Annotated in this window: 20 protein-coding genes and 1 pseudogene; 8 read left to right on the forward strand and 13 right to left on the reverse strand. The window is 63.1% G+C overall.

Annotation, left to right across the window (positions count from 1 at the left end):
• Positions 1 to 27 precede the first annotated feature (27 nt).
• Complete coding sequence (locus ACMGG8_RS23895) at positions 28 to 1,749, reverse strand: ShlB/FhaC/HecB family hemolysin secretion/activation protein (protein WP_060838494.1); 1,722 nt, start codon at positions 1,747 to 1,749, stop codon at positions 28 to 30.
• Between the two features lie 173 nt (positions 1,750 to 1,922).
• Positions 1,923 to 3,326, reverse strand: coding sequence for a PLP-dependent aminotransferase family protein (locus ACMGG8_RS23900; protein ID WP_414158578.1), 1,404 nt, complete (start codon positions 3,324 to 3,326; stop codon positions 1,923 to 1,925).
• An 87-nt stretch (positions 3,327 to 3,413) separates the two neighbouring features.
• Between ACMGG8_RS23900 and ACMGG8_RS23905 the strand changes: the two genes are divergently transcribed.
• Genes ACMGG8_RS23905 through ACMGG8_RS23915 form a run of 3 tightly spaced genes read left to right on the forward strand, consistent with a single transcriptional unit; the run spans position 3,414 to position 4,937 of the window.
• The gene (locus tag ACMGG8_RS23905) at positions 3,414 to 3,860 is read left to right on the forward strand and encodes a GNAT family N-acetyltransferase (protein ID WP_250330613.1); all 447 of its coding nucleotides are present in this window, start codon (positions 3,414 to 3,416) and stop codon (positions 3,858 to 3,860) included.
• Positions 3,857 to 4,477: an FMN-dependent NADH-azoreductase gene (locus ACMGG8_RS23910; protein ID WP_414158579.1), complete on the forward strand. Its 621-nt coding sequence runs from the start codon at positions 3,857 to 3,859 to the stop codon at positions 4,475 to 4,477. The genes ACMGG8_RS23905 and ACMGG8_RS23910 overlap by 4 nt, the downstream gene beginning before the upstream one ends.
• A gap of 28 nt (positions 4,478 to 4,505) precedes the next feature.
• Positions 4,506 to 4,937, forward strand: a complete 432-nt coding sequence (locus tag ACMGG8_RS23915; RefSeq protein WP_016968757.1) for a carboxymuconolactone decarboxylase family protein — start codon at positions 4,506 to 4,508, stop codon at positions 4,935 to 4,937.
• 581 nt (positions 4,938 to 5,518) lie between these two features.
• Here ACMGG8_RS23915 and ACMGG8_RS23920 read toward each other — a convergent pair.
• Positions 5,519 to 6,064: a hypothetical protein gene (locus tag ACMGG8_RS23920; RefSeq protein WP_414158580.1), complete on the reverse strand. Its 546-nt coding sequence runs from the start codon at positions 6,062 to 6,064 to the stop codon at positions 5,519 to 5,521.
• A gap of 271 nt (positions 6,065 to 6,335) precedes the next feature.
• Between ACMGG8_RS23920 and ACMGG8_RS23925 the strand changes: the two genes are divergently transcribed.
• Both ACMGG8_RS23925 and ACMGG8_RS23930 read left to right on the forward strand, forming a co-directional pair.
• Entirely contained in the window at positions 6,336 to 6,518 is a 183-nt protein-coding gene (locus ACMGG8_RS23925) for a type II toxin-antitoxin system HicA family toxin (RefSeq protein WP_042942436.1), read from the forward strand.
• Between the two features lie 38 nt (positions 6,519 to 6,556).
• A complete protein-coding gene (locus ACMGG8_RS23930; protein ID WP_016968754.1) occupies positions 6,557 to 6,958 on the forward strand; it encodes a type II toxin-antitoxin system HicB family antitoxin in 402 nt (133 codons plus the stop codon).
• Between the two features lie 689 nt (positions 6,959 to 7,647).
• Here the strand turns inward: ACMGG8_RS23930 and ACMGG8_RS23935 are convergent.
• Together ACMGG8_RS23935 and ACMGG8_RS23940 are read right to left on the reverse strand one after the other, a co-directional pair.
• A complete protein-coding gene (locus tag ACMGG8_RS23935) occupies positions 7,648 to 8,511 on the reverse strand; it encodes a methyl-accepting chemotaxis protein (RefSeq protein WP_414159978.1) in 864 nt (287 codons plus the stop codon).
• A pseudogene (locus ACMGG8_RS23940) lies at positions 8,503 to 9,273 on the reverse strand (MCP four helix bundle domain-containing protein); the annotation flags it as partial. The pseudogene ACMGG8_RS23940 and the gene ACMGG8_RS23935, both read right to left, overlap by 9 nt.
• A 467-nt stretch (positions 9,274 to 9,740) precedes the next feature.
• Here ACMGG8_RS23940 and ACMGG8_RS23945 point away from each other — a divergent pair.
• Complete coding sequence (locus ACMGG8_RS23945) at positions 9,741 to 10,097, forward strand: DUF6572 domain-containing protein (RefSeq protein ID WP_060843050.1); 357 nt, start codon at positions 9,741 to 9,743, stop codon at positions 10,095 to 10,097.
• 48 nt (positions 10,098 to 10,145) lie between these two features.
• Here ACMGG8_RS23945 and ACMGG8_RS23950 read toward each other — a convergent pair whose 3' ends face one another.
• Complete coding sequence (locus ACMGG8_RS23950; RefSeq protein ID WP_060843049.1) at positions 10,146 to 10,400, reverse strand: hypothetical protein; 255 nt, start codon at positions 10,398 to 10,400, stop codon at positions 10,146 to 10,148.
• A 68-nt stretch (positions 10,401 to 10,468) separates the two neighbouring features.
• The gene (locus ACMGG8_RS23955) at positions 10,469 to 11,338 is read right to left on the reverse strand and encodes an AraC family transcriptional regulator (protein WP_060843048.1); all 870 of its coding nucleotides are present in this window, start codon (positions 11,336 to 11,338) and stop codon (positions 10,469 to 10,471) included.
• A 370-nt stretch (positions 11,339 to 11,708) separates the two neighbouring features.
• On the opposite strand from ACMGG8_RS23955, the gene ACMGG8_RS23960 reads away from it, so the two are divergent.
• Positions 11,709 to 12,212 (forward strand): zinc ribbon domain-containing protein, encoded by a 504-nt coding sequence (locus ACMGG8_RS23960; protein WP_060843047.1) that lies wholly within the window; start codon positions 11,709 to 11,711, stop codon positions 12,210 to 12,212.
• A gap of 38 nt (positions 12,213 to 12,250) precedes the next feature.
• Positions 12,251 to 12,607 carry a DUF6572 domain-containing protein gene (locus tag ACMGG8_RS23965; RefSeq protein ID WP_060843046.1) on the forward strand — a complete coding sequence of 119 codons (357 nt, stop codon included), beginning with the start codon at positions 12,251 to 12,253 and terminating at the stop codon, positions 12,605 to 12,607.
• 22 nt (positions 12,608 to 12,629) lie between these two features.
• Here ACMGG8_RS23965 and ACMGG8_RS23970 read toward each other — a convergent pair whose 3' ends face one another.
• The 6 genes from ACMGG8_RS23970 to ACMGG8_RS23995 all read right to left on the reverse strand — a co-directional run bounded on the left by ACMGG8_RS23970 (position 12,630) and on the right by ACMGG8_RS23995 (position 18,132).
• Positions 12,630 to 12,884, reverse strand: a complete 255-nt coding sequence (locus ACMGG8_RS23970) for a hypothetical protein (RefSeq protein WP_060838481.1) — start codon at positions 12,882 to 12,884, stop codon at positions 12,630 to 12,632.
• Positions 12,885 to 12,967: 83 nt separating this feature from the next.
• Positions 12,968 to 13,693, reverse strand: coding sequence for a hypothetical protein (locus tag ACMGG8_RS23975; RefSeq protein WP_060843045.1), 726 nt, complete (start codon positions 13,691 to 13,693; stop codon positions 12,968 to 12,970).
• Positions 13,694 to 13,836: 143 nt separating this feature from the next.
• A complete protein-coding gene (locus ACMGG8_RS23980; RefSeq protein WP_231979048.1) occupies positions 13,837 to 14,910 on the reverse strand; it encodes a 2,3-butanediol dehydrogenase in 1,074 nt (357 codons plus the stop codon).
• Positions 14,911 to 14,998: 88 nt separating this feature from the next.
• Positions 14,999 to 16,111 carry an acetoin dehydrogenase dihydrolipoyllysine-residue acetyltransferase subunit gene (locus tag ACMGG8_RS23985; RefSeq protein WP_060843044.1) on the reverse strand — a complete coding sequence of 371 codons (1,113 nt, stop codon included), beginning with the start codon at positions 16,109 to 16,111 and terminating at the stop codon, positions 14,999 to 15,001.
• Complete coding sequence (locus ACMGG8_RS23990) at positions 16,111 to 17,124, reverse strand: alpha-ketoacid dehydrogenase subunit beta (protein ID WP_060843043.1); 1,014 nt, start codon at positions 17,122 to 17,124, stop codon at positions 16,111 to 16,113. Before ACMGG8_RS23990 ends, ACMGG8_RS23985 begins: the two co-directional genes overlap by 1 nt.
• 30 nt (positions 17,125 to 17,154) lie before the next feature.
• Positions 17,155 to 18,132, reverse strand: a complete 978-nt coding sequence (locus ACMGG8_RS23995; RefSeq protein WP_060843042.1) for a thiamine pyrophosphate-dependent dehydrogenase E1 component subunit alpha — start codon at positions 18,130 to 18,132, stop codon at positions 17,155 to 17,157.
• Between the last annotated feature and the right edge of the window lies 1 nt (position 18,133).

Below are 18,133 nucleotides of genomic sequence, written 5' to 3' on the forward strand. Positions count from 1 at the left end.
GTCTCGATGCCCAAGGGCGGTAAAAATTTAGAGAAAGAAATCCAGGCGGAAATAGATCGGCGCTTCACGCTCAGTGATCGGCGCCGGTCGTTCCAAAGAGTGGGCAAAGGTCACGGTAGCGGCGACGTTCTGGCCACGTGCAAACAGCTCCACCGAGTTGCTGGTCATGCGCCCGTGCTGTTCGGCGTTATAGCGATCGCGGCGGATCACGCCCTGGTCATACCCCAGGCTGGTGCCGTACTCGCTGAACACCGGCTGCATCCAGTCCCAGGTCACCGGGCGGCTCCAGCGCAGGTCATTGCGCCAGTAACCGCCGCTGTCACCAGCCAGGCTTTGATCCTTGTAGCCGCGAATCGACGACTGCCCACCCAGGCTCATGCGCTGAGGGCTGAACAGAACATCTTCGCTGCGCTGGCCGGTCATCAGACTGCTGAAACTGAACGACTCGCCCCACAGCTTGAACGGGTACAGGTAGCTCAGGGTCGCGGTGTATTTGCGATAGCGCGCATCGGCCTGGCCGGGGCGTGGGTTGTGATTGGCCTGGGCGTCGAACGCACCGATGCCGTCCTGCATGCCCAAGTCGATGTTGAGGAATGAGCCTCCAATGCGGCGGCCATGGTTAATGCCGAACTGGGCTTCGCTGAGACGGTTGCTGCTCAACGCGAGCTTGCTGTCCTCGATGAAGTTGTTGGTGCGCAGGTACGCCACGCCGGTGCTGAGGGATGTTTTGCTCAGGGCATCGCGATGGATCACGCGCTCCAGGCGCAACTGATGATTTTGGCTGTCGCCCGATTGCTTGAAATTGAAACCGCTGGCCTGGGCCAAGGAGCGATATTCGGTTTCGCTGTAGGTGTAATTGAGGTTCCACCAGCCGAACGGCAGGCTGTAGTTGAGCATCGAGTTGCTCGAGTTTTTTTTGTGATCGCTTAGCGCATCGTGGCCGCCCCGCAGCGAGAGTTGATCAGCCAGGCCGAGAGGGTTATCCCAATCCAGACTGGCACCCCACTGCTGCTCTCCCGTGCTGCGCTGGCCACCGTTGTGGCGCGACAGGCCAACGCGCCAGGGCTTTTGTGGGGTATTTTTGACCAGCACTTCGCTGCCGCCAACGGCTTTGCCCGGTGCCAATTCCATCTGCGCCTGGTTGGAAGGCAAGCGGTTCAGTTGATCAACCATCTGCTCAACTTCCCGCAGATTGAGCAGATCGCCCGTTTTGCCAGGGAAGCTCATAAACAGCTGGCGGTCGGTGACACCACTGTTTTCTGCGCCCTTCATTCCCTCCAATCGACCCTCGACCACCTGCACCTTCAAGTTGCCGCTGGAAAGGTCTTGCTGTGGCAAGTACGCACGGCTGGTGACCAACCCTTTGGTCATGTATTGGTCGGTGATGACCTTGAGCAATTCATTGAGCTGGGGCACACCGAGGCATTGGCCGATGTAAGGCTTGAGCAAGTTGCTGCGCTCGCGCTCGGACAAGGCATCGGCACCACTGAGGTCGACGGTTTTGATGGTGAAGCAACGAGTGTCGGTGGGCGCCGCCTGCTGGCTAGGCGCTACGACTTTTCCGGGCAGGTCCTTGAGTTCTTCAAGGCGACGTTGTTGCTCTTCGAGCAAGCGATCCTGGCGGTCCCGGATCAGGTCGGTGACGCCTGGAGCATTCTGCAGGGGCGCGGACTCGGCCATCCCGACGGTGCCCAGGCAAAAAAAAGCGGACAGCAGGCTGAGCCTGGTCCGACGTACCAAACGCCACATTTCTAGATCCCTCTACATGGCCTTGTGCCATTAAACGGCGGCGATCTTAGGTTGGCGTTTTAATGACGTCAATTAAACGTATTGATTTATTTCAATCTTGGTACAAGCGCTATCACTTTTGCGCTCGTCGACAGTGAGTGGCCGTCAAGGCAAAACGGCCAACAGCCCGCTTCTCACCCAACAACCCGCCCCAACCGCTCCGCCACACTCTCCGCCTGCTCCGCACTGCCCACATTGGTAAACCCCATCACCAACCCCTGCCTCCCCCCATCTCCCAGATACCACTGCGACAGCGGCTCCACCGCCATCCCCTCCCCCCGAGCCCGCCGGGCAATCTGCACATCGTCCCCCTCCCCCAGCCCAGCCACCACATGCATGCCCCCCGCCTGCGGGTCTATCTGCAAACGCCCACCCACCTGCTGGTGCAACGCCTCCACCAGCCATTGCCGCCGACGCGCATACAAGCCACGCATTTTGTTCAGGTGCCGGGCAAAGTGCCCCTCGTTGAGAAAGGCCGCGACCGTCGCTTGCAGCAGGTGCGGGCAGTGGTTGTGCAAACGATCCGCCTGGCGGGCGAACGCTGGGGTCTGTTCGGCGGGCACCACCAGGTAGGCCAGGCGCAGCCCCGGAAACAGCACTTTGCTGAAGGTGCCGGTGTAAAGCACGCGGCCCTGCTGGTCGAGGCTCTTGAGGGCGGGCAAGGGCTTGCCCTGGTAGCGGTATTCGCTGTCGTAGTCGTCCTCGATGATCCAGCTGCCTTGGCGGTTGGCCCAGTCCAGCAGGGCCAGGCGCCGCGGCAGGGACAGCGACACTCCCAGCGGACTCTGGTGGGTCGGGGTGACGACGGCAAAGCCGGCCTCTGGGGCGCGGGCGATGCCTTGGGCGACGTCCAGGCCTTGATCGTCCACGGGCACCGGCACCAACTGCGCGCCGGCTTCCAGCAGTGCGTTCCTGGCCATGAAGTAGCCGGGCTCCTCCAGCCAGCAGGTGGCGCCTGGGCGCATCAAGGTGTGGCTGATCAGGTCGAGGCAGGCGCGGTAGCCGGCGCAGACGAAAATCTGCTCCGGGTGGCAGGTGATGCCCCGGGAAATCCCCAGGTAGGAGGCAATGGCCGCCCGCAACGGGGCGTAGCCGCGGGCGTCCGGGTAGACCAGGCCTTCGACGCCCGCCTGGCGCAGTTGCCGGCCCGCCAGGCGGGTCCAGAGTTTGCGCGGAAAGGCGTCCAGCGCTGGCAGGCCCATTTGCAGTGCCAGGGGCGAGGTGCCGGCATGGGTGGCTTGATGGGTCGTTGCAGCCACCGGGGCGCGCTGCGTGGGCGCACAAATCGGCGCCAGTTGCGGGGTGACAATGGTCCCGGCGGCCCCGCGAGCAATCAGGTAGCCCTCGCCTATCAGCAGTTGATAGGCGGCTTCCACAGTGCCCCGCGCCAGGTTGAGCTCCGCCGCCAAGGCGCGAACCGCCGGCACACGGTCCCCCGGACGCAGGCGGCCATCGGCGATGGACTCGCGAAACCGCTGGTACAGCTGGCGATAGATCGGCGCCGTCTGGCTGCGGTCCAGTTCGAAAGGAAGGATCATGGCCTAGTCATTTATGCATTTTTTGGCCCTGTAGCTTAAGCCATCGGCCTTCTACAGTGGGTCATCTCTTTGCAGCGGATGACGGACATGCCCTACACCCTTCAACACCTCGATAGCGAGGCGGCCCTGGCGGCCAGTTTCGACGTGATGCGTGTCTTGCGCCCGCACCTCACCCACCCGGCGGCCTATGTCGCCCAACTGGCCCGGCAAACCGAACAGGGCTACCGCTTGCTCGCCGCGTGGGACGCCGAGCGCATCGTCGGCCTGGCCGGTTACCGCGAGCTGGAAAACCTGCTCTACGGGCGCTTCATCTACGTCGATGACCTGGTGGTGAGCCCGGAGCTGCAGCGCAGCGGCCTGGGAGCGCGGCTGTTGAGTGCGGTGCGGGATGAGGCCGTGCAGCGTCAATGCGAGCACTTCGTGCTGGATACCGGCCTGCATATGCCCCTGGCCCAGCGCTTCTATTTCCGCCAGGGGTTGCTGGCCCGCGGCATGCACTTCACCCAGCGGCTTCGCGGTGGGGAGCCGGCATGAACACTGTCCTGTTGATCAACGCCAGCCCCCATGGCCAGGTTTCCCAGGGGCACCGGCTGGCACTGGAGCTGCTGAGCGCCCTGCGCCAACGCTATCCGCAGCTCGAACTGGTCGAGCGCGATCTGGGGGCGCAGCCGTTGCCAGCGCTGGGCCTGGACTACGCCCACGCCCTGACCACCGCCACGCCCTTCGACGCGCCGTTGTTCGAGGTGTCCGAAGGGCTGATTCGTGAGTTGGAGCGCTGCGATGTGCTGCTGATTGCCACGCCCATGCACAACTTCACCCTGCCGGCGGCGCTCAAGCTGTGGATCGACTACGTGCTGCGCATTCACCGCACCTTCAGCTCCGGCCCGGAGGGCAAGGTCGGCCTGCTCAAGGACCGCCCCGTGCATGTGCTGGTGAGTTCCGGCGGCTTTCACCAAGGCCCGCGGGCACGCCAACCGGACTTTCTCACGCCTTACCTGCGCCAGGTGCTGAACACCCTTGGCCTGTTCGACCTGCAGTTCACTTATCTGCAGGGCTTGGTGTTCGGCGACGAAGCGGTGCGTGCAACCCTCGACGAGGCCCGCAGCGCACTGTCCTTGCAGCCACTGTTCAACCCCCTCGTTTGTGCCTGATCACTTTTTTCCATATCGGAGTTTCACCATGAGCCAACTCAGACTGCCCTTTGCCACTTTGTCGCCGGCCGCCTATCAAGGCCTGCTCGCCACCAACACCGCCCTGGCCGCCAGCCCCCTGGGCCTGCCCTTGCTGGAGCTGGTGTATTTGCGGGTGTCGCAGATCAACGGCTGCTCGTTCTGCCTGGGCAAGCACTCACAGACCCTGCGTGAATGTGGAGTCGCCCAGGACAAACTGGATTGCCTCGCCGGCTGGCGCGTCAGCGAACTGTTCAACGACCGCGAGCGCGCCGCCCTGGACTGGGCCGAAACCCTCACCTATGTCCACGACAAGGGCGCGCCGGACGCACTGTACGAACCGCTGAAAGCGCACTTTAGCGAGGTCGAAATTTCCGACCTGACCTTGGCCGTGTCCTTGATGAATGCCTTTAACCGGCTGGCGGTGGGCATGAAGCTCTGAGAGTGAGGTCGCCGTTGACGGTGTTGGCTTTGCTTTGGACTTTGGCTCTTGATCTTCCTGCCCCTTCAGAAGGTCAAGCGCAGGTATTACGCAGGCGTCAGCCAGGGCGATGGATGGCTTGCGGGCCAATTCGCCGGCAAGCCGGCTCCTACGAAAGCGCGTACAACGCGCTTGGGCTTTTGATCTTGATCTTGCTTTTGATCTTTCTGCCCCTTCAGGAGGCCGAGCGCAGGCGTTGCGTAGGGGGCAGCTCGGCATGGATGCCGAGCTAGCCGCCCCAGGCCATGGATGGCCTGTGGCGGCGGGCCCCCGGAGCAATGCCGGAGCGAGGGAACGCCGAGCCTAGGCGAGGCGCCGGATGCGGGGGCAGGAGCGTTTTGCTTACTTTTGCGCTTTTCAAAAGTGAGTCGCTGTAAGAGCGAAACCGCCAGCCGCCGCACCCGCAGCAACGGATATGTAAACCAGCCGCCCCCAACTGCACTCGGTAAGAAGGTGCCTGCGCGTCATCGTTGGCGAGCTTCGCTGGCAAGCCAGCTCCTACAGGGTGGCGGCGATATCAGGTCTATCGCAAAGCCGCCTGCCTATCCGAGGAAAGCTCCGCTAGCGCCAGCATCTGCCAACGCAAACAACAACCCCTCCACCGCTTCTCCAGGGGCCGACCCCAGATCAATCTTGACCCTGTACCCCTCCTCCGTGGCCTCCGGGTCCGACACGAAATGCACCACCCCTTGCAGCCCTTCTTCGGTTGGCCGGTTCTCATCTTCGCCATCGAACCACTCAAAGAACCACGCCCGAATAACCTCAGAGGCCTGTTCCAGGCTCAACCCCCGCACCTCCAGCGGCAACCAGTCCCAGCCAAAGGGCGAGATCCCCACCACCATCTGCTCGATCGCAAACCTCACAGGCTCAAAACCCAGCTCAGCTTCGGCATCGACCTGCACCGGCTCCCCGCTCTCGGCCGCGATCACATCCACCCGACAAGGCGTGCCCATGGCCCCCTCAACCGCCAGCGAACCATCGCTGTTGCGGTACGCGGGCTCGACATGCGCCGCCCCTTCTGCGGCAACACGCGCCAGGGTTTCAACATAGGGTTTACGAATGGCGACAAGCAGTTCGCTGACGGTCATGGATCTGATGACTTCCTTGGCATGAACCCGCCGATGGATCGGCCTTCGACGGGGGGAGATGGGTGACTGAAAATCCGCGGCAATAGTGCAATGGGCGGCAATGGCACGTCCATGAAAAACCGAGGGCACTTTCATGTTGCCTGGGACCGCCCAGCACACCGGCCCCTGCTGAACGACACCCCTTGATACATAACTCCAGACACACAATTCAACCTGCGTTATCATGCGCCTGGAGTTATAAAGCACCTCTCACCCCGACAAGGAGATGGAGGTGCAAAGCAGACAGTTGATCAAGGAGCTTGAAGCCGCGGGATGGGTGCTGGAGCGAGTCACTGGCAGCCATCATCTGTTCCAGCATCCCTACAGGCCCCACACCGTTCCAGTGCCTCACCCGAAGAAGGATCTGCCCCGGGGAACGGTCAGGGCCATCAGGAAACTGGCCGGGCTGCTTTAGCTCCCATCATTCTTCGCACCTGTATTGAGGAAATCCCCGTGCAATATCCCATCTGCATCGAGTGGGGCGACGAACACACCGCCACCGGCATCCAGATTCCCGACATCCCCGGCGCCGTCACCGCCGGCGACACCTTCGAGGCCGCCTACAGCGCCGCCATCGAGATTGCCCACGTCATGCTCGAAGAACGGGCCCGAGCCGGGCAGGCCATTCCCCTGCCCTCGCCCACCGGCAAACACCGCACCCACCCCGATTTCGCGGGCATGGGCTGGGGCATGCTGGAGATCGACATCACGCCTTACCTGGGCAAGACCGAGAAGGTCAACGTGACCTTGCCGGGGTATGTGATTCAGCAGATCGACCGCTTCGTCCGCGAGCACAACATCAAGAGCCGCTCGTCCTTCCTGGCCGATGCGGCAATGGAAAAGCTCGGGCGCTAAACACAGGCTCAAGCGGGGAACAGGGCCAATGCAGAACGCCGTCAGGTTGGAGAGTCGCCCTCAGGCCGCCTGCCGTCAGATGTTGAGTTGATCCGGCCCTGGTTTTGGTTTTGGCTTTTGATCTTCCTGCCCCTTTAGACACGATGGCCGAACGCAGGCATTGAGCCGTGGGTAACCCGGCAGGACGCCGGGTTAGCCGCCATCCGGCCAGGGACGGCCGGTGGCGGCGGCCCACGGATCAATGCCTTCGTTCGGGCCTGCCGAGCATTAGCGAGGCACAGAGTGGAGGGGCAGGAGCCCTTTGGTTACTTTGGGCTGGGCCGGCATTCCGGCTTTTCCAAAGTGACTCGCGGTAAGAGCGAAACCATAAGTGGCCGTAACCGCAGCAACGGATAGGTACGCAGAACCCTATGCAGCCAGGTGAAAAGCATCGGCAGGTTTGGCGAGGACTGCGTCCTCGTGCGCAGCCTCGCTGCGCTCGACAGCGGCTACAGGTTTCAACGGTCAGGGCCATAAGGAAACTGCTTGCTTTTGCGCTGTTCAAAAGTGAGTCGCTGTAAGAGCGAAACCGCCAGCGGCCCTGGCCGCAGCAACGGATATGTCCCCCACCCCGCGCCCTCATTGACAAGCTTCGCTGGCAAGCCAGCTCCTACGGAGGAACCAGACCACCGTAGGGCAAAAAACCGCGCTCAAACCTTGAACCGTGCCACCAGCCGGTTCAACTCGATCGCCAGATTGGCCATCTCCCCGCAGGCACTGGCCGTCTGGCTGGCCCCCGCCGAGCTCTGGATCGACAGCTCGCGAATGCTGGTCAGGTTCTGGTCCGCCTCGCGCGCCACCTGGGCCTGCTCTTCCGAGGCGGTGGCGATCAGCAGATTGCGTTCGTTGATCTGGGTGATCGCCTGAGCAATCTGCTTGAGCGACACATCAGCGTTCTGCGCCACCGAGATCGAGCTGTTGGCCATCTCCGCGCTGACATTCATGGCACTCACCGCCTGGGTCGAATCGGCCTGGATCGCGCTGATCATCTGCTCAATTTCCTGGGTCGACTGCTGGGTGCGGTGGGCCAGGGCCCGCACTTCATCGGCCACCACCGCAAAACCCCGGCCCTGCTCACCGGCGCGGGCGGCTTCGATGGCGGCGTTGAGGGCCAGCAGGTTGGTCTGCTCGGCAATCGCGCGAATCACTTCCACCACTTTGCTGATGTCCTGGGCCCTGCCGGACAGCGCCTTGACCTGCTCGCCGGTGCTGGCCACGTTGCCGGCCAGGCCTTCGATGGCCTTCAGGGTCTGGGCCACGTTCTCGATGCCGGAACGGGTGAACTCCATGGACTCGCGGGACGACTGCGCGGCCGCTTCGGCGTTGCGTGCCACCTCGTCCACCGCGGCGCTCATTTCAGTCACCGCGGTGGCTGCCTGGCTGACTTCATCGTTCTGCCGCACCAGCCCGCGGCTGGCGTCTTCGGTCACCGCGGTCATTTCTTCCGAGGCCGAGGCCAGTTGGGTCGAAGAGTCGGCGATGTGGGCGATGGTTTCCCGCAGGTTGCTCTGCATCTTGGCCAGGGCGGCCAGCAGGCGGCCGGCTTCATCGCGGCCATTGACCCCGATCTCCCGGGACAGGTCGCTGCCGGCGATGCGCTCGGCCACCGCCAGGGCATCGCCGATGGGCGCGGTGATGCTGCGGGTCAGCACGGTGGCCAGCACCACGGTGAGCACCACCGTCACCCCCATCAACACCAGCACCAGCGTCAGGCCGCTGTTGTACACCGACGAAGCGGTGATCCCCGCCTGCCTGGCGCCCTCGTCATTGAAGTCCGAGAGCTTGTCCATCTTCTCCTGCATGGCGTTGGTCATGGGGCTGATGCGGGTGTTGATCAAGGTGATGGCCGCGGCGTTGTCACCGCTGCGCAGCAGCGGCTCCAGCTCGTCCACCAGCTTGAAATAGGCCTGCACATCGGTCGCCACCGCCTGGTACAGCTCACGCTCCGCCGGCCCGGTGATCAGGGGGACGTACTGGCTGATGGTGTTCTGCAGGGTGCTTCGGTAACCGCTCAAGGAGGCGATGCGGGTCTGGCGCTGTTGTTCGTCGGTGGTCACGGTGATGCGGATGCTTTCCAGGCGCAGGCGCAAGATGCCGGTCTTCATCTTGCCGATCTCGCGAATGCTGGCCATCCAGTTGGTCTCGACATCCTGCTCGGAGTCTCGCAGCTTGCCCATTTGCAGCACCGCGACCATGCCCAGGGCGAACACCACCAGGACAATGAGCGAGAAAAAGGCGGCAGACCTTGGAGCAAGATTCATTGTCCTGACGTTCATGGTTTATCTCTCTAATAGAATGGTCGGTACTTCCCTGCTTTCATTCCACGCTATCGACTGAGTGTCAGAGAGCTACAAACAAGCCGACGACTGGGGTAGCGGCCCACTCGGCACGGCAACGTCGATACTCACTCGGGTCAATCCAGGCCTGTCGGGATTGCAGGCCACACTCCGTCCTCCTGCGCCCACGAACCGCCTCCCGGGCGGGTGAGCATCAGTTAAGTCGAATAACGCGGCCCGCGCTGTCTCGATGCTTCGGGGCAATGGCACCTGGAGCCCGGCGTCTATCCACCGGGGGGCCTAACAAGCCATAGCAGATGATGGCATTTTGTCACTGCCGTCGATCCGACCGCTCTTGAAAACCGCTCGGCCAGGTTGCGCCTGGACGGGGCAAAAACCGACTGCCCACTGAAGAATCCAGCCGCTACGGCATACAATCCCGCCCTCAACCGCCTGAAGGATCAGCCATGTCCATCACCAACCCAACAGTCATCGATATCTGGGCAATCCCCAAATCCGCGCCCGACAGCCTGCTGTTGATCATGGTCGACCCTCTCGAATGGGGTGACGAAGCGGCGCACAGCGAGCACCTGCTCCTGCTGCAGGAGAAGATCAACACCTACATCACCTTTATCGAAAGTGAGGAGATCTACAGCGAAATTCCCGATGCCCGCGGCAAGCAGCTGATGATCCGGGTCCTGGGTTTGCACGAGCTGCCCGGGCAGGTCGATTGGTTTTTCAAACGCATTGGCGAGATCCTCAACGAGCGCGGCATCGGCTTTGATTTCGAGCTGAAAGTGACCGAACAGGCTCCCGGCCTGTAGCCCGCCAGCTGCGCGCTGCCCCTCGGTCGAGCAGCGCGCAGCACCACTTTATGCCGGCAGGATCAGCGCCCGGTTAAGCGCAATGAAATCCACATGCCGCTCATGGGAAAAGCCCTCGATCACCTCTTGCAGGTGCACATGCTCCAGGCCATCGGCCGCCATGTCAGTTGCAGCCTTGATCAGGAACTCACCCAGCGCCCTGAGCGTGTCCGGCTCGGCGAGAATCGAGATCTCGTCCAGCTGGATGCTCTGCTCACTGCCCACCGCGGTTCCCTGAACGCTAAAGCGTTTCAACGTTGGCAAAGGTCGAACTCCTGTACCCGAAGGTCATGCTCAAATCGAGGTCATGAGCAAGGTTTGACCCATCCCCACTACTGCAAGGGCACATAAATATCCGTCAGCCACTGCTCCAGTGGGGTCTGCGGATAAATACTCAGGTATTCAAAGAACATCGGCTGATCCCGCAGTTCCTCGCCACTGCCCGGCAGCCAATCGCGGTAGATCGGGTAGATGCTTTCACCGATGTGATCCGGCGAACCCACATGCCGCACCACCGCATAGCGGCCACCGGCAATCTGCATCTCGCCAATACCCACCTCATTGGCCACCACCGCCTCATGAATCTCGCCGCAGATGGCAAAGCGGAATTCCTGCGGCGCCGTGGTATCGGGGTTGTTGAAGGGAATGCCAAAACTGCGACTCGATGCCACCGGCGACTGCCCGCTCTGCATCCGCCAATCGATAAACCTGCGCACGCTTTCATTGACCAGCTCGGCAGGCCCGCAGTGCTCCAGCGCTGCAACCCGGGTGTCGGCAAAGTCCACGATTCGTACCTGCATGATGATGCTCCTGGAAAAATGAGGGATGGCAAATACCGCATTCCAGACCTGCCAGTTCGGCTGCTTCCTGAACGCACTCGGGCTCATGCCGAACGCCCGCCTGAACGCCCTGGAAAACGCCTCGGGGCTTTCGAAACCAGCGCCGAGCGCGGCCTCCAGCACCGAGTAGTCCGCCCGGGACACCAGGCGATGGGCCGCACCGCGCAAGCGCATCAGTTGCACATAACGTGCAACCGGCACGCCGACGAAGGCGGTGAATTGCCGATGGAAGTGAAACTCGGAGAAGTTCGCCACCCGGCTCAACGTCCTCACCGACAGATCGCCTTCAAGGTTCTCATTGATGTAGGCCAGTACCGCGTTGAAGCGTTTGGCATAGGCGGCGTTGATCGACAGGTCAGGCACTGGGCAAAGGCTCCGGGAATAACGGTAGGCACAGGATCGGCTATCCCGGCAGGCACGCGCCTAGCCGCTCTTGCTCAAGGTGCACCCGGGTGGTTCGTGACAGCCGCCCGGGGAAAGGCCTTGAATCACCCCGCGCCGTGATTGTCCTCATCATTCGACAGCAAGCCAATGGCCTGGCGCGCCAGCAACACAGAGGCGCTCCTGTTTGATAACGGCAGCGGCGCCGACCGAGCGACCGCTTGACCTCACTGGCCACTACCCCACACCAGGCCGCTCGAATGATGGTTTATGGCGTCGCCGCCAAAGAACGGATATTTTGCAGCCCCCGTTCAGCGGGAGCTGTACTCACACCTCAACACAAGGACTTGCAATGGGCATCTCGCTCCCCCTCTGGCTCATTCTCACGGCAATGACCGCTTACGCGGCCAGTACACGTGGGCGCTCGGGGCCAAGATGGTTTGCAATCGGGCTGTTCTTTCCGGGTGTCGCCCTGCTTGCCCTGTGGTTGATGCCCCGGCTGGCAAAGACCGGCGTTGACGCGCTGGTGCATGAAGATCTGCGCCCTTGTCCTGCCTGCGGCCAGGACATCAAGGCCAACGCCTCACGATGCAAGCGCTGCGGTGCCGACGTGGAGCCTATCGCCTTGAGGGATCGCAGCGGATGGGTGGCCCGCATCACCCCGCAAACCGATGAAGACTTTGCGCGCATGGCGGCCCAGATGGGGCTCATCGATATACCCACGGTTCTCGATGAACCACCGCACCTTTTTGCCGGCCCCTTCGAAGAAAAGGCCGAGGCACAGAACACCCTCAACTACCTGAAGTCCGAGCATGGCCTGGAGGGGCTGGTGACCTGGCGCTCAGTGACCCGGTAAATGAAATGCTTGCCAGCCGACCTCGTTAAGGATCAGACGTGTCCATCACCAATCCAAAAGTCATCGATTTCTGGGGCATCTCCAAGGAGGCGCCCAACGACCTGCTCCTGGTCATTACCGACCACCTGGAATGGGGGAACAAAGCAGCGCAGGGCGAGCACTTGCTATTGCTGCAAGAGAAAATCAACGCCTACATCGCCTTCATCGAAGGTGGCCAGATCTACACCGAGATCCCCGGCGCCTATGGCAAGTACCCGATCATTCAAGTCACGGGCTTGTATGAACTGCCCGAGCAAGCCGAATACTTCATGGCCCGCGTGACCGAAACCCTGAATGACGTGGGCATTGGCTTCAAGTTCGAACTCAGGGCCGACGAGCGGATTCGCAACATGTAGCTAGGCCGAACAATGCGCTGCCTCAGGCAGGCTTGATCAGCGCCCGGTTGAGGGCAATCACATCTACATGCGCCTGGTGCGAGAAGTGCTCGATCACGTCTTGCAGGTGCACGTGCTCCAGGCCATCGGCCGCCATGTCAGTTGCAGCCTTGATCAGGAACTCACCCAGCGCCCTGAGCGTGTCCGGCTCGGCGAGAATCGAGATCTCGTCCAGCTGGATGCGCTGGTCACTGCCCACCGCGGTTCCCTGAACGGTGAATGTCTTCAGCTTTTTCAAAGGTTGAATGCCTGTACCCGTGGATCATTGTTGAGGGGGCCCGTCTGCAGCGAAAATCAGCACCTGCGGCCAAGGCCTTGGCCCTACTGCACCGGCAAGAAATTCATCAGCAACAGGCTCTGCGCATAATTGAACCCCACCCGCCGATAGCGCTCATCCAGAATCTGCGTCAGCAGATCCAGGCGCGCGACGATCTTGCCAAACTCCACGGCAAAACTCAGGTTGCTGCCCTCCTCGGAAATCTCGTTGGAGAACAGCAACAGCACGCCGTTGGCATCCTGGCGCTGGCTCAGCAGCCAGGTGGCTTTTTCAATATTGCGCGCCGCATTGCTGATGAACTGCGGATCGATGCTATCGGTCATGTAGAACTCGGTCCGCCCGCCATGGGCGGTCACCAGCATGCTGCCAATGGCATAGATAAAGGCACCGACCCGATCCCCCTCAAACTCCGGGCTCAAGGAATAACTCAAGGCCGCCAAATCACGACGATCGCCGAGGGCCGGCAATGGCTGGCGCTTTTCGATGGCGTTGCGGATCTCGCGCTGGGCCGTGGTGCCGTCGGGGAAACCAGACTTGCGCCACTGGCTGGGATTGCGCAGGTAGAGCTTGCCCATCAGCAGGTACAGGCTCTGCAGGTTGTCGCGCATGCCGATGGTGGCCATGCGATCGACACTGGTCTGGAAGAATTCGTCAGGCTTGCCTTCACGGAACTGTTTGGCCAGGTCGCGGCCTTGCTGCTGGGTGCAGGCCGTGGCGCCAAACAACAGCAGCGCCACCAGGAACAGGCGCGCAAAGCGGGTTTGCATCATGCAAGAAGAGGGAGCGTAGGCCATCGGCACCGGGTCGAAATTCACGGGCTGCGGCGGGGATCGGCGCGGCCAGGCCTGGTGATAGAACGCAAAACTGTAAAAAAGTGCGATGGCCGCCGCCGGCCATCGCCAAAGAGCGCCCCTTAAGGGCGTCGCAACTGACCGGGGGACACGATGATCTTGACGTTGTGCTCCTTGTTGTTGACCAGCTCCTCGAAGCCCTGGCCGACGATCTCTTCCAGCTGGATGCGCCCGGTCACCAACGGCGCGATATCCAGCCGGCCATCGGCGATAAAGGCGATCACATCGGCGAATTCACCGTTGTAGGCCAGGGCCCCGAGCACCTGTTTCTCGGTGGCCACCAGCTCGAAGAAGTTGAACTCGCTGGGCTCTTCGAAGATCCCCACCAGCACGCATTTGCCGGCCTTGCGGATCAGGTCGATGGCCAGCTTGGCGGTGTGCTTGTTGCCGATGCACTCGAAGCTGACATCGGCCCCCAAACCGCCGGTGAGACGCTTGACCTCGGCCAGGGCGTCGCATTCCTTGGGATCGAGCACGTGGGTCGCGCCCACCTCCAGGGCCTTGGCCTTGCGCGCGCCGGACATTTCCAGGGCGATCACCTGGGCCGCGCCGGCGGCCTTGGCGCACATGATGGTGCACAGGCCGATGGTGCCGGCGCCGACCACCACCACGTTCTGCCCCAGCAGGCTGCCGGCCTTTTTCACCGCGTGCATGCCCACCGCCAGCGGCTCGATCAAGGCCCCGGCCTCGGCGGGAAAGTTCTCCGGCAAGGCGTACAGCAGGTTGGCCGGCACGTTGACCAATTCGGCGAAGGCGCCGTTGTTCATCAGCCCGGTAAAGGCCAGATTTTCGCAGATGTTGTACAGGCCGTGGGTGCAGTAGTAGCAGGTGCCGCAGTGCTGGCAGGCGTCGGCGGCCACCGGCTGGCCGACACTGAACCCCTGGACCCCTTCGCCCAGGGCGACGATCTCGCCGCAGAACTCGTGGCCGAGGATGCACTGGCCCTTGATCCCGGTCAGCGGGTGCGGCGCGTCCACCGGAATGAACACCGGCCCGGCCACGTATTCGTGCAGGTCGGAACCGCAGATGCCGCACCAGTCGACGCGGATCTGCACCCAGCCGGCAGGCGGCGCGTCGGGCAGCGGTACGTCTTCGACGCGGATATCGTGGCGGCCATGCCAGACCGCGGCGCGCATGCTCGGAACGGACTTGAGGGAAACACTCATCTTGGCTTCTCCATATTCTTGTAGGACTGCGACGGCCCCCTGGCCGCCGCAGCACACCTCAGTGCTGGCGGATAAAGTCGAGGATCAGGCGGTTGACCTGCTCCGCCGCTTCCATCTGCAGCATGTGCCCCTGCCCCGGCAGCACCTCGATCTGCGCCTTGAGATCGGCACTGTGGCTCGCCGGAATGATCCGGTCGTCGCTGCCCCAGATCACCAGCACCGGCTGCGCGCCGTCCTGCACCACCGGGCGCAGGTCGGCCTGCTGGCGGCCGTCGGCAAACAGGTTGCCGGCCAACTGCCCGAGGGCGTCCTGCACCCCTTCCAGGCGCTTGTACTTGAGCATGTCGTCGAGCATCTGCCGGTTCACCAGCTCGGCGTTGGAGAACAGCTGCACCAGCTGCGGCTTCAGCGCATTGCGGTTGCCCGCCTCGACAAAGCCTTGCAGGTAGTCGCCGTTGATCTCGCGGCCCAGGCCGGCGCTGCCGATCAGGGTCAGAGAACGCACCCGCTGCGGCGCCAGCCGCGCGGTGTTGAGGGACACCGCGCCGCCCATGGAGTGGCCCACCAGATGGGCCACGGGAATCTCCAGGTGATCCAGCAGCGCCAGCAGCACCTCGCTCAACTCATCCAGGTCGCCCCGTTGCAGGGCCTTGGCCGATTCGCCGTGGCCCGGCAGGTCGAGGGCGATCACCCGGCGCCCGGCGGCCAGGGCCTCGTGGTTGAACAGCCAGTTGTTGAGGTCGCCGCCAAAGCCGTGCACCAGCAGCAGCGGCGTGCCACCTTCGCCGCGCTCGAAATAGCGGATCAGCCGACCGCCCAGTTCGACCTTCTGCGGCGCCGGGCCGCTGTCTTCGTCGGCGCTGTCACCGGGCACGAAGCTGGCCTGGAACTGCGCGATCACCGCGTCGATCTCGGCGTCGCTGGCCTCGCCTTCGACCACGATGCCCAGCAGCGCGCCCACTGCCAGGGTCTCGTCCTGGCGGGCGATCTGCCGGCGCAGGACACCGGAGAACGGCGCCTCGACACTGCTGGAGATCTTGTCGGTCTCCACGTCCAGCACTTCATCGCCCTTGCTGATGCTCTGGCCTTCTTCCTTGAGCCAGGCGTCGACCCGGCCCTCGGTCATCGACAGGCCCCACTTGGGCATGGTCAGGGTATGGATCTGGCTCATCAGCGGCTCCACTCAATCACGGTGAGCACGGCTTGTTCGATCTTCGCCGCGTCGGGGATGTACAGGTCTTCCAGGGCGTCGGAGAACGGCACCGGCGTGTGGGGCGCGGTGACCATTTCGATCGGTGCCTTCAGCGACGCGAAGGCTTTCTGCGCCACCAGCGCCGAGATGTCGGTGGCCATGGAGCAGCGCGGGTTGGCTTCGTCGATCACCACCAGGCGCCCGGTCTTCTCCACGCTTTCCAGGATGCTGTCTTCGTCCAGCGGGCTGGTGGTGCGCAGGTCGATCACCTCGCAATCGATGCCGCGCCCGGCCAGGCTGCGCGCCGCGTCCAGGGCGGTGTTCACCGTGCGCCCGTAGGACACCAGGGTCACGTCCTTGCCGTCACGCAGGAAGTTGGCCTCGCCGAAGGGAATCGCGTAGGACTCTTCCGGCACGTCGCCCTGCAGGCTGTAGAGCATTTTGTGCTCGCAGAAGATCACCGGGTCGTTGTCGCGGATCGCCTGGATCAGCAGGCCCTTGGCGTCGTAGGGCGACGACGGGCAGACCACTTTCAGCCCGGGGATGTGGGTCCACAGCGAGGTGAGCATTTGCGAGTGCTGGGCCGCGGCGCGCAGGCCGGCGCCGACCATGGTGCGGATCACCAGCGGGGTCTGGGCCTTGCCGCCGAACATGTAGCGAAACTTCGCCGCCTGGTTGAGGATCTGGTCCAGGCAGCAGCCGGCGAAGTCGACGAACATCAGCTCGCACACCGGGCGCACGCCACGGGTGGCGGCGCCGACCGCGGCACCGACGTAGCCGATCTCCGACAGCGGGGTGTCCAGCACCCGCCCGGGGAATTGATGGTAGAGGCCCTTGGTCACCCCGAGCACACCGCCCCAAGCGTCGTTGTCGCCGGGGGCGCCGGCGCCGCCCGCCACGTCTTCACCCATGATGAACACGCTGGGGTCGCGGCGCATTTCCTGGGCCAGGGCTTCGTTGATGGCCTGCTGGTAACTGATTTTTCTCGCCATGATGGTGATCTCTTGTTGTTCTATGGGGCGTTATGGGTAGGCGACGTAAACGTCGCTGAGCAGGTCGGCGGGGCTCGGCTTGGGATCGGACTTGGCCTTGCGCACCGCGTCCTCGATCAGCGCGTCCACGTCGGCATCGATCTGGTCCAGCTGGCTGGCCTGCACCCGGCCCGAACGGGTGGTGCGCTCGCGGAACTGCATCAGGCAGTCGTTGTGCTCGCGGTAATGCTTGACCTCGTCGGGGGCGCGGTAGGTCTGGGCGTCGCCCTCGAAGTGGCCGTAGTAGCGGGTCAGCTTGACCTCGATCAGCGACGGCCCCTCCCCGGCCCGGGCGCGCTCCACGGCGGCGCCGGCGGCTTCGTGCACGGCGAAGAAATCAAAACCGTCCACCGTCACCCCGGGCATGCCGAAACCGGCGGCGCGGTCGGCGATGTGGTCGCACGCCACCGACCAGTTGGAGGCCGTGGCCTCGGCGTAACCGTTGTTCTCGGCGATGAACAGGCACGGCAGGTTCCACACCGAGGCCATGTTCATGGCCTCGAACACCGCGCCTTCGTTGGAGCCGCCGTCGCCGAAGAACACCACCGACACGCCGTCGGTGCCTTGCAGCCGGGCGGCCAGGGCCGCGCCCACCACCAGCGGCGCCCCGGCACCGACGATGCCGTTGGCACCGAGCATGCCCTTCTCGAAATCGGCGATGTGCATGGAGCCGCCCTTGCCCTGGCAGACCCCGGTCTTCTTGCCGTAGATCTCCGCCATCATCCCGTAGACGTCCACGCCCTTGGCGATGCAATGGCCGTGGCCGCGGTGGTTGGAGGCGATGCAGTCGTCGTCGCGCAGGTGGGCCATGACCCCGGCGGCGGAGGCTTCTTCCCCGGCATAGAGGTGGACGAAACCGGGGATCTCGCCGGTGGCGAATTCCACGTGCAGGCGTTCTTCGAATGCGCGGATGGTGCGCATCACCCGGTAGGCGTGGAGCAACTGGTCAGTGGTCAGGGGTGTCGACATT

The sequence above is a fragment of the Pseudomonas sp. BNK-45 genome (assembly GCF_047456255.1).
Taxonomy (GTDB): Bacteria; Pseudomonadota; Gammaproteobacteria; order Pseudomonadales; family Pseudomonadaceae; genus Aquipseudomonas.

What these genes read in the sequence shown, in the direction of transcription:
- ACMGG8_RS23895 (WP_060838494.1), bottom strand. Translation starts at nt 1,749, where the DNA reads ATGTGGCGTTTGGTACGTCGGACCAGGCTCAGCCTGCTGTCCGCTTTT.
- ACMGG8_RS23900 (WP_414158578.1), bottom strand. Translation starts at nt 3,326, where the DNA reads ATGATCCTTCCTTTCGAACTGGACCGCAGCCAGACGGCGCCGATCTAT.
- ACMGG8_RS23905 (WP_250330613.1), top strand. Translation starts at nt 3,414, where the DNA reads ATGCCCTACACCCTTCAACACCTCGATAGCGAGGCGGCCCTGGCGGCC.
- ACMGG8_RS23910 (WP_414158579.1), top strand. Translation starts at nt 3,857, where the DNA reads ATGAACACTGTCCTGTTGATCAACGCCAGCCCCCATGGCCAGGTTTCC.
- ACMGG8_RS23915 (WP_016968757.1), top strand. Translation starts at nt 4,506, where the DNA reads ATGAGCCAACTCAGACTGCCCTTTGCCACTTTGTCGCCGGCCGCCTAT.
- ACMGG8_RS23920 (WP_414158580.1), bottom strand. Translation starts at nt 6,064, where the DNA reads ATGACCGTCAGCGAACTGCTTGTCGCCATTCGTAAACCCTATGTTGAA.
- ACMGG8_RS23935 (WP_414159978.1), bottom strand. Translation starts at nt 8,511, where the DNA reads ATGCAGAGCAACCTGCGGGAAACCATCGCCCACATCGCCGACTCTTCG.
- ACMGG8_RS23945 (WP_060843050.1), top strand. Translation starts at nt 9,741, where the DNA reads ATGTCCATCACCAACCCAACAGTCATCGATATCTGGGCAATCCCCAAA.
- ACMGG8_RS23960 (WP_060843047.1), top strand. Translation starts at nt 11,709, where the DNA reads ATGGGCATCTCGCTCCCCCTCTGGCTCATTCTCACGGCAATGACCGCT.
- ACMGG8_RS23975 (WP_060843045.1), bottom strand. Translation starts at nt 13,693, where the DNA reads ATGATGCAAACCCGCTTTGCGCGCCTGTTCCTGGTGGCGCTGCTGTTG.
- ACMGG8_RS23980 (WP_231979048.1), bottom strand. Translation starts at nt 14,910, where the DNA reads ATGCGCGCCGCGGTCTGGCATGGCCGCCACGATATCCGCGTCGAAGAC.
- ACMGG8_RS23985 (WP_060843044.1), bottom strand. Translation starts at nt 16,111, where the DNA reads ATGAGCCAGATCCATACCCTGACCATGCCCAAGTGGGGCCTGTCGATG.
- ACMGG8_RS23990 (WP_060843043.1), bottom strand. Translation starts at nt 17,124, where the DNA reads ATGGCGAGAAAAATCAGTTACCAGCAGGCCATCAACGAAGCCCTGGCC.
- ACMGG8_RS23995 (WP_060843042.1), bottom strand. Translation starts at nt 18,132, where the DNA reads ATGTCGACACCCCTGACCACTGACCAGTTGCTCCACGCCTACCGGGTG.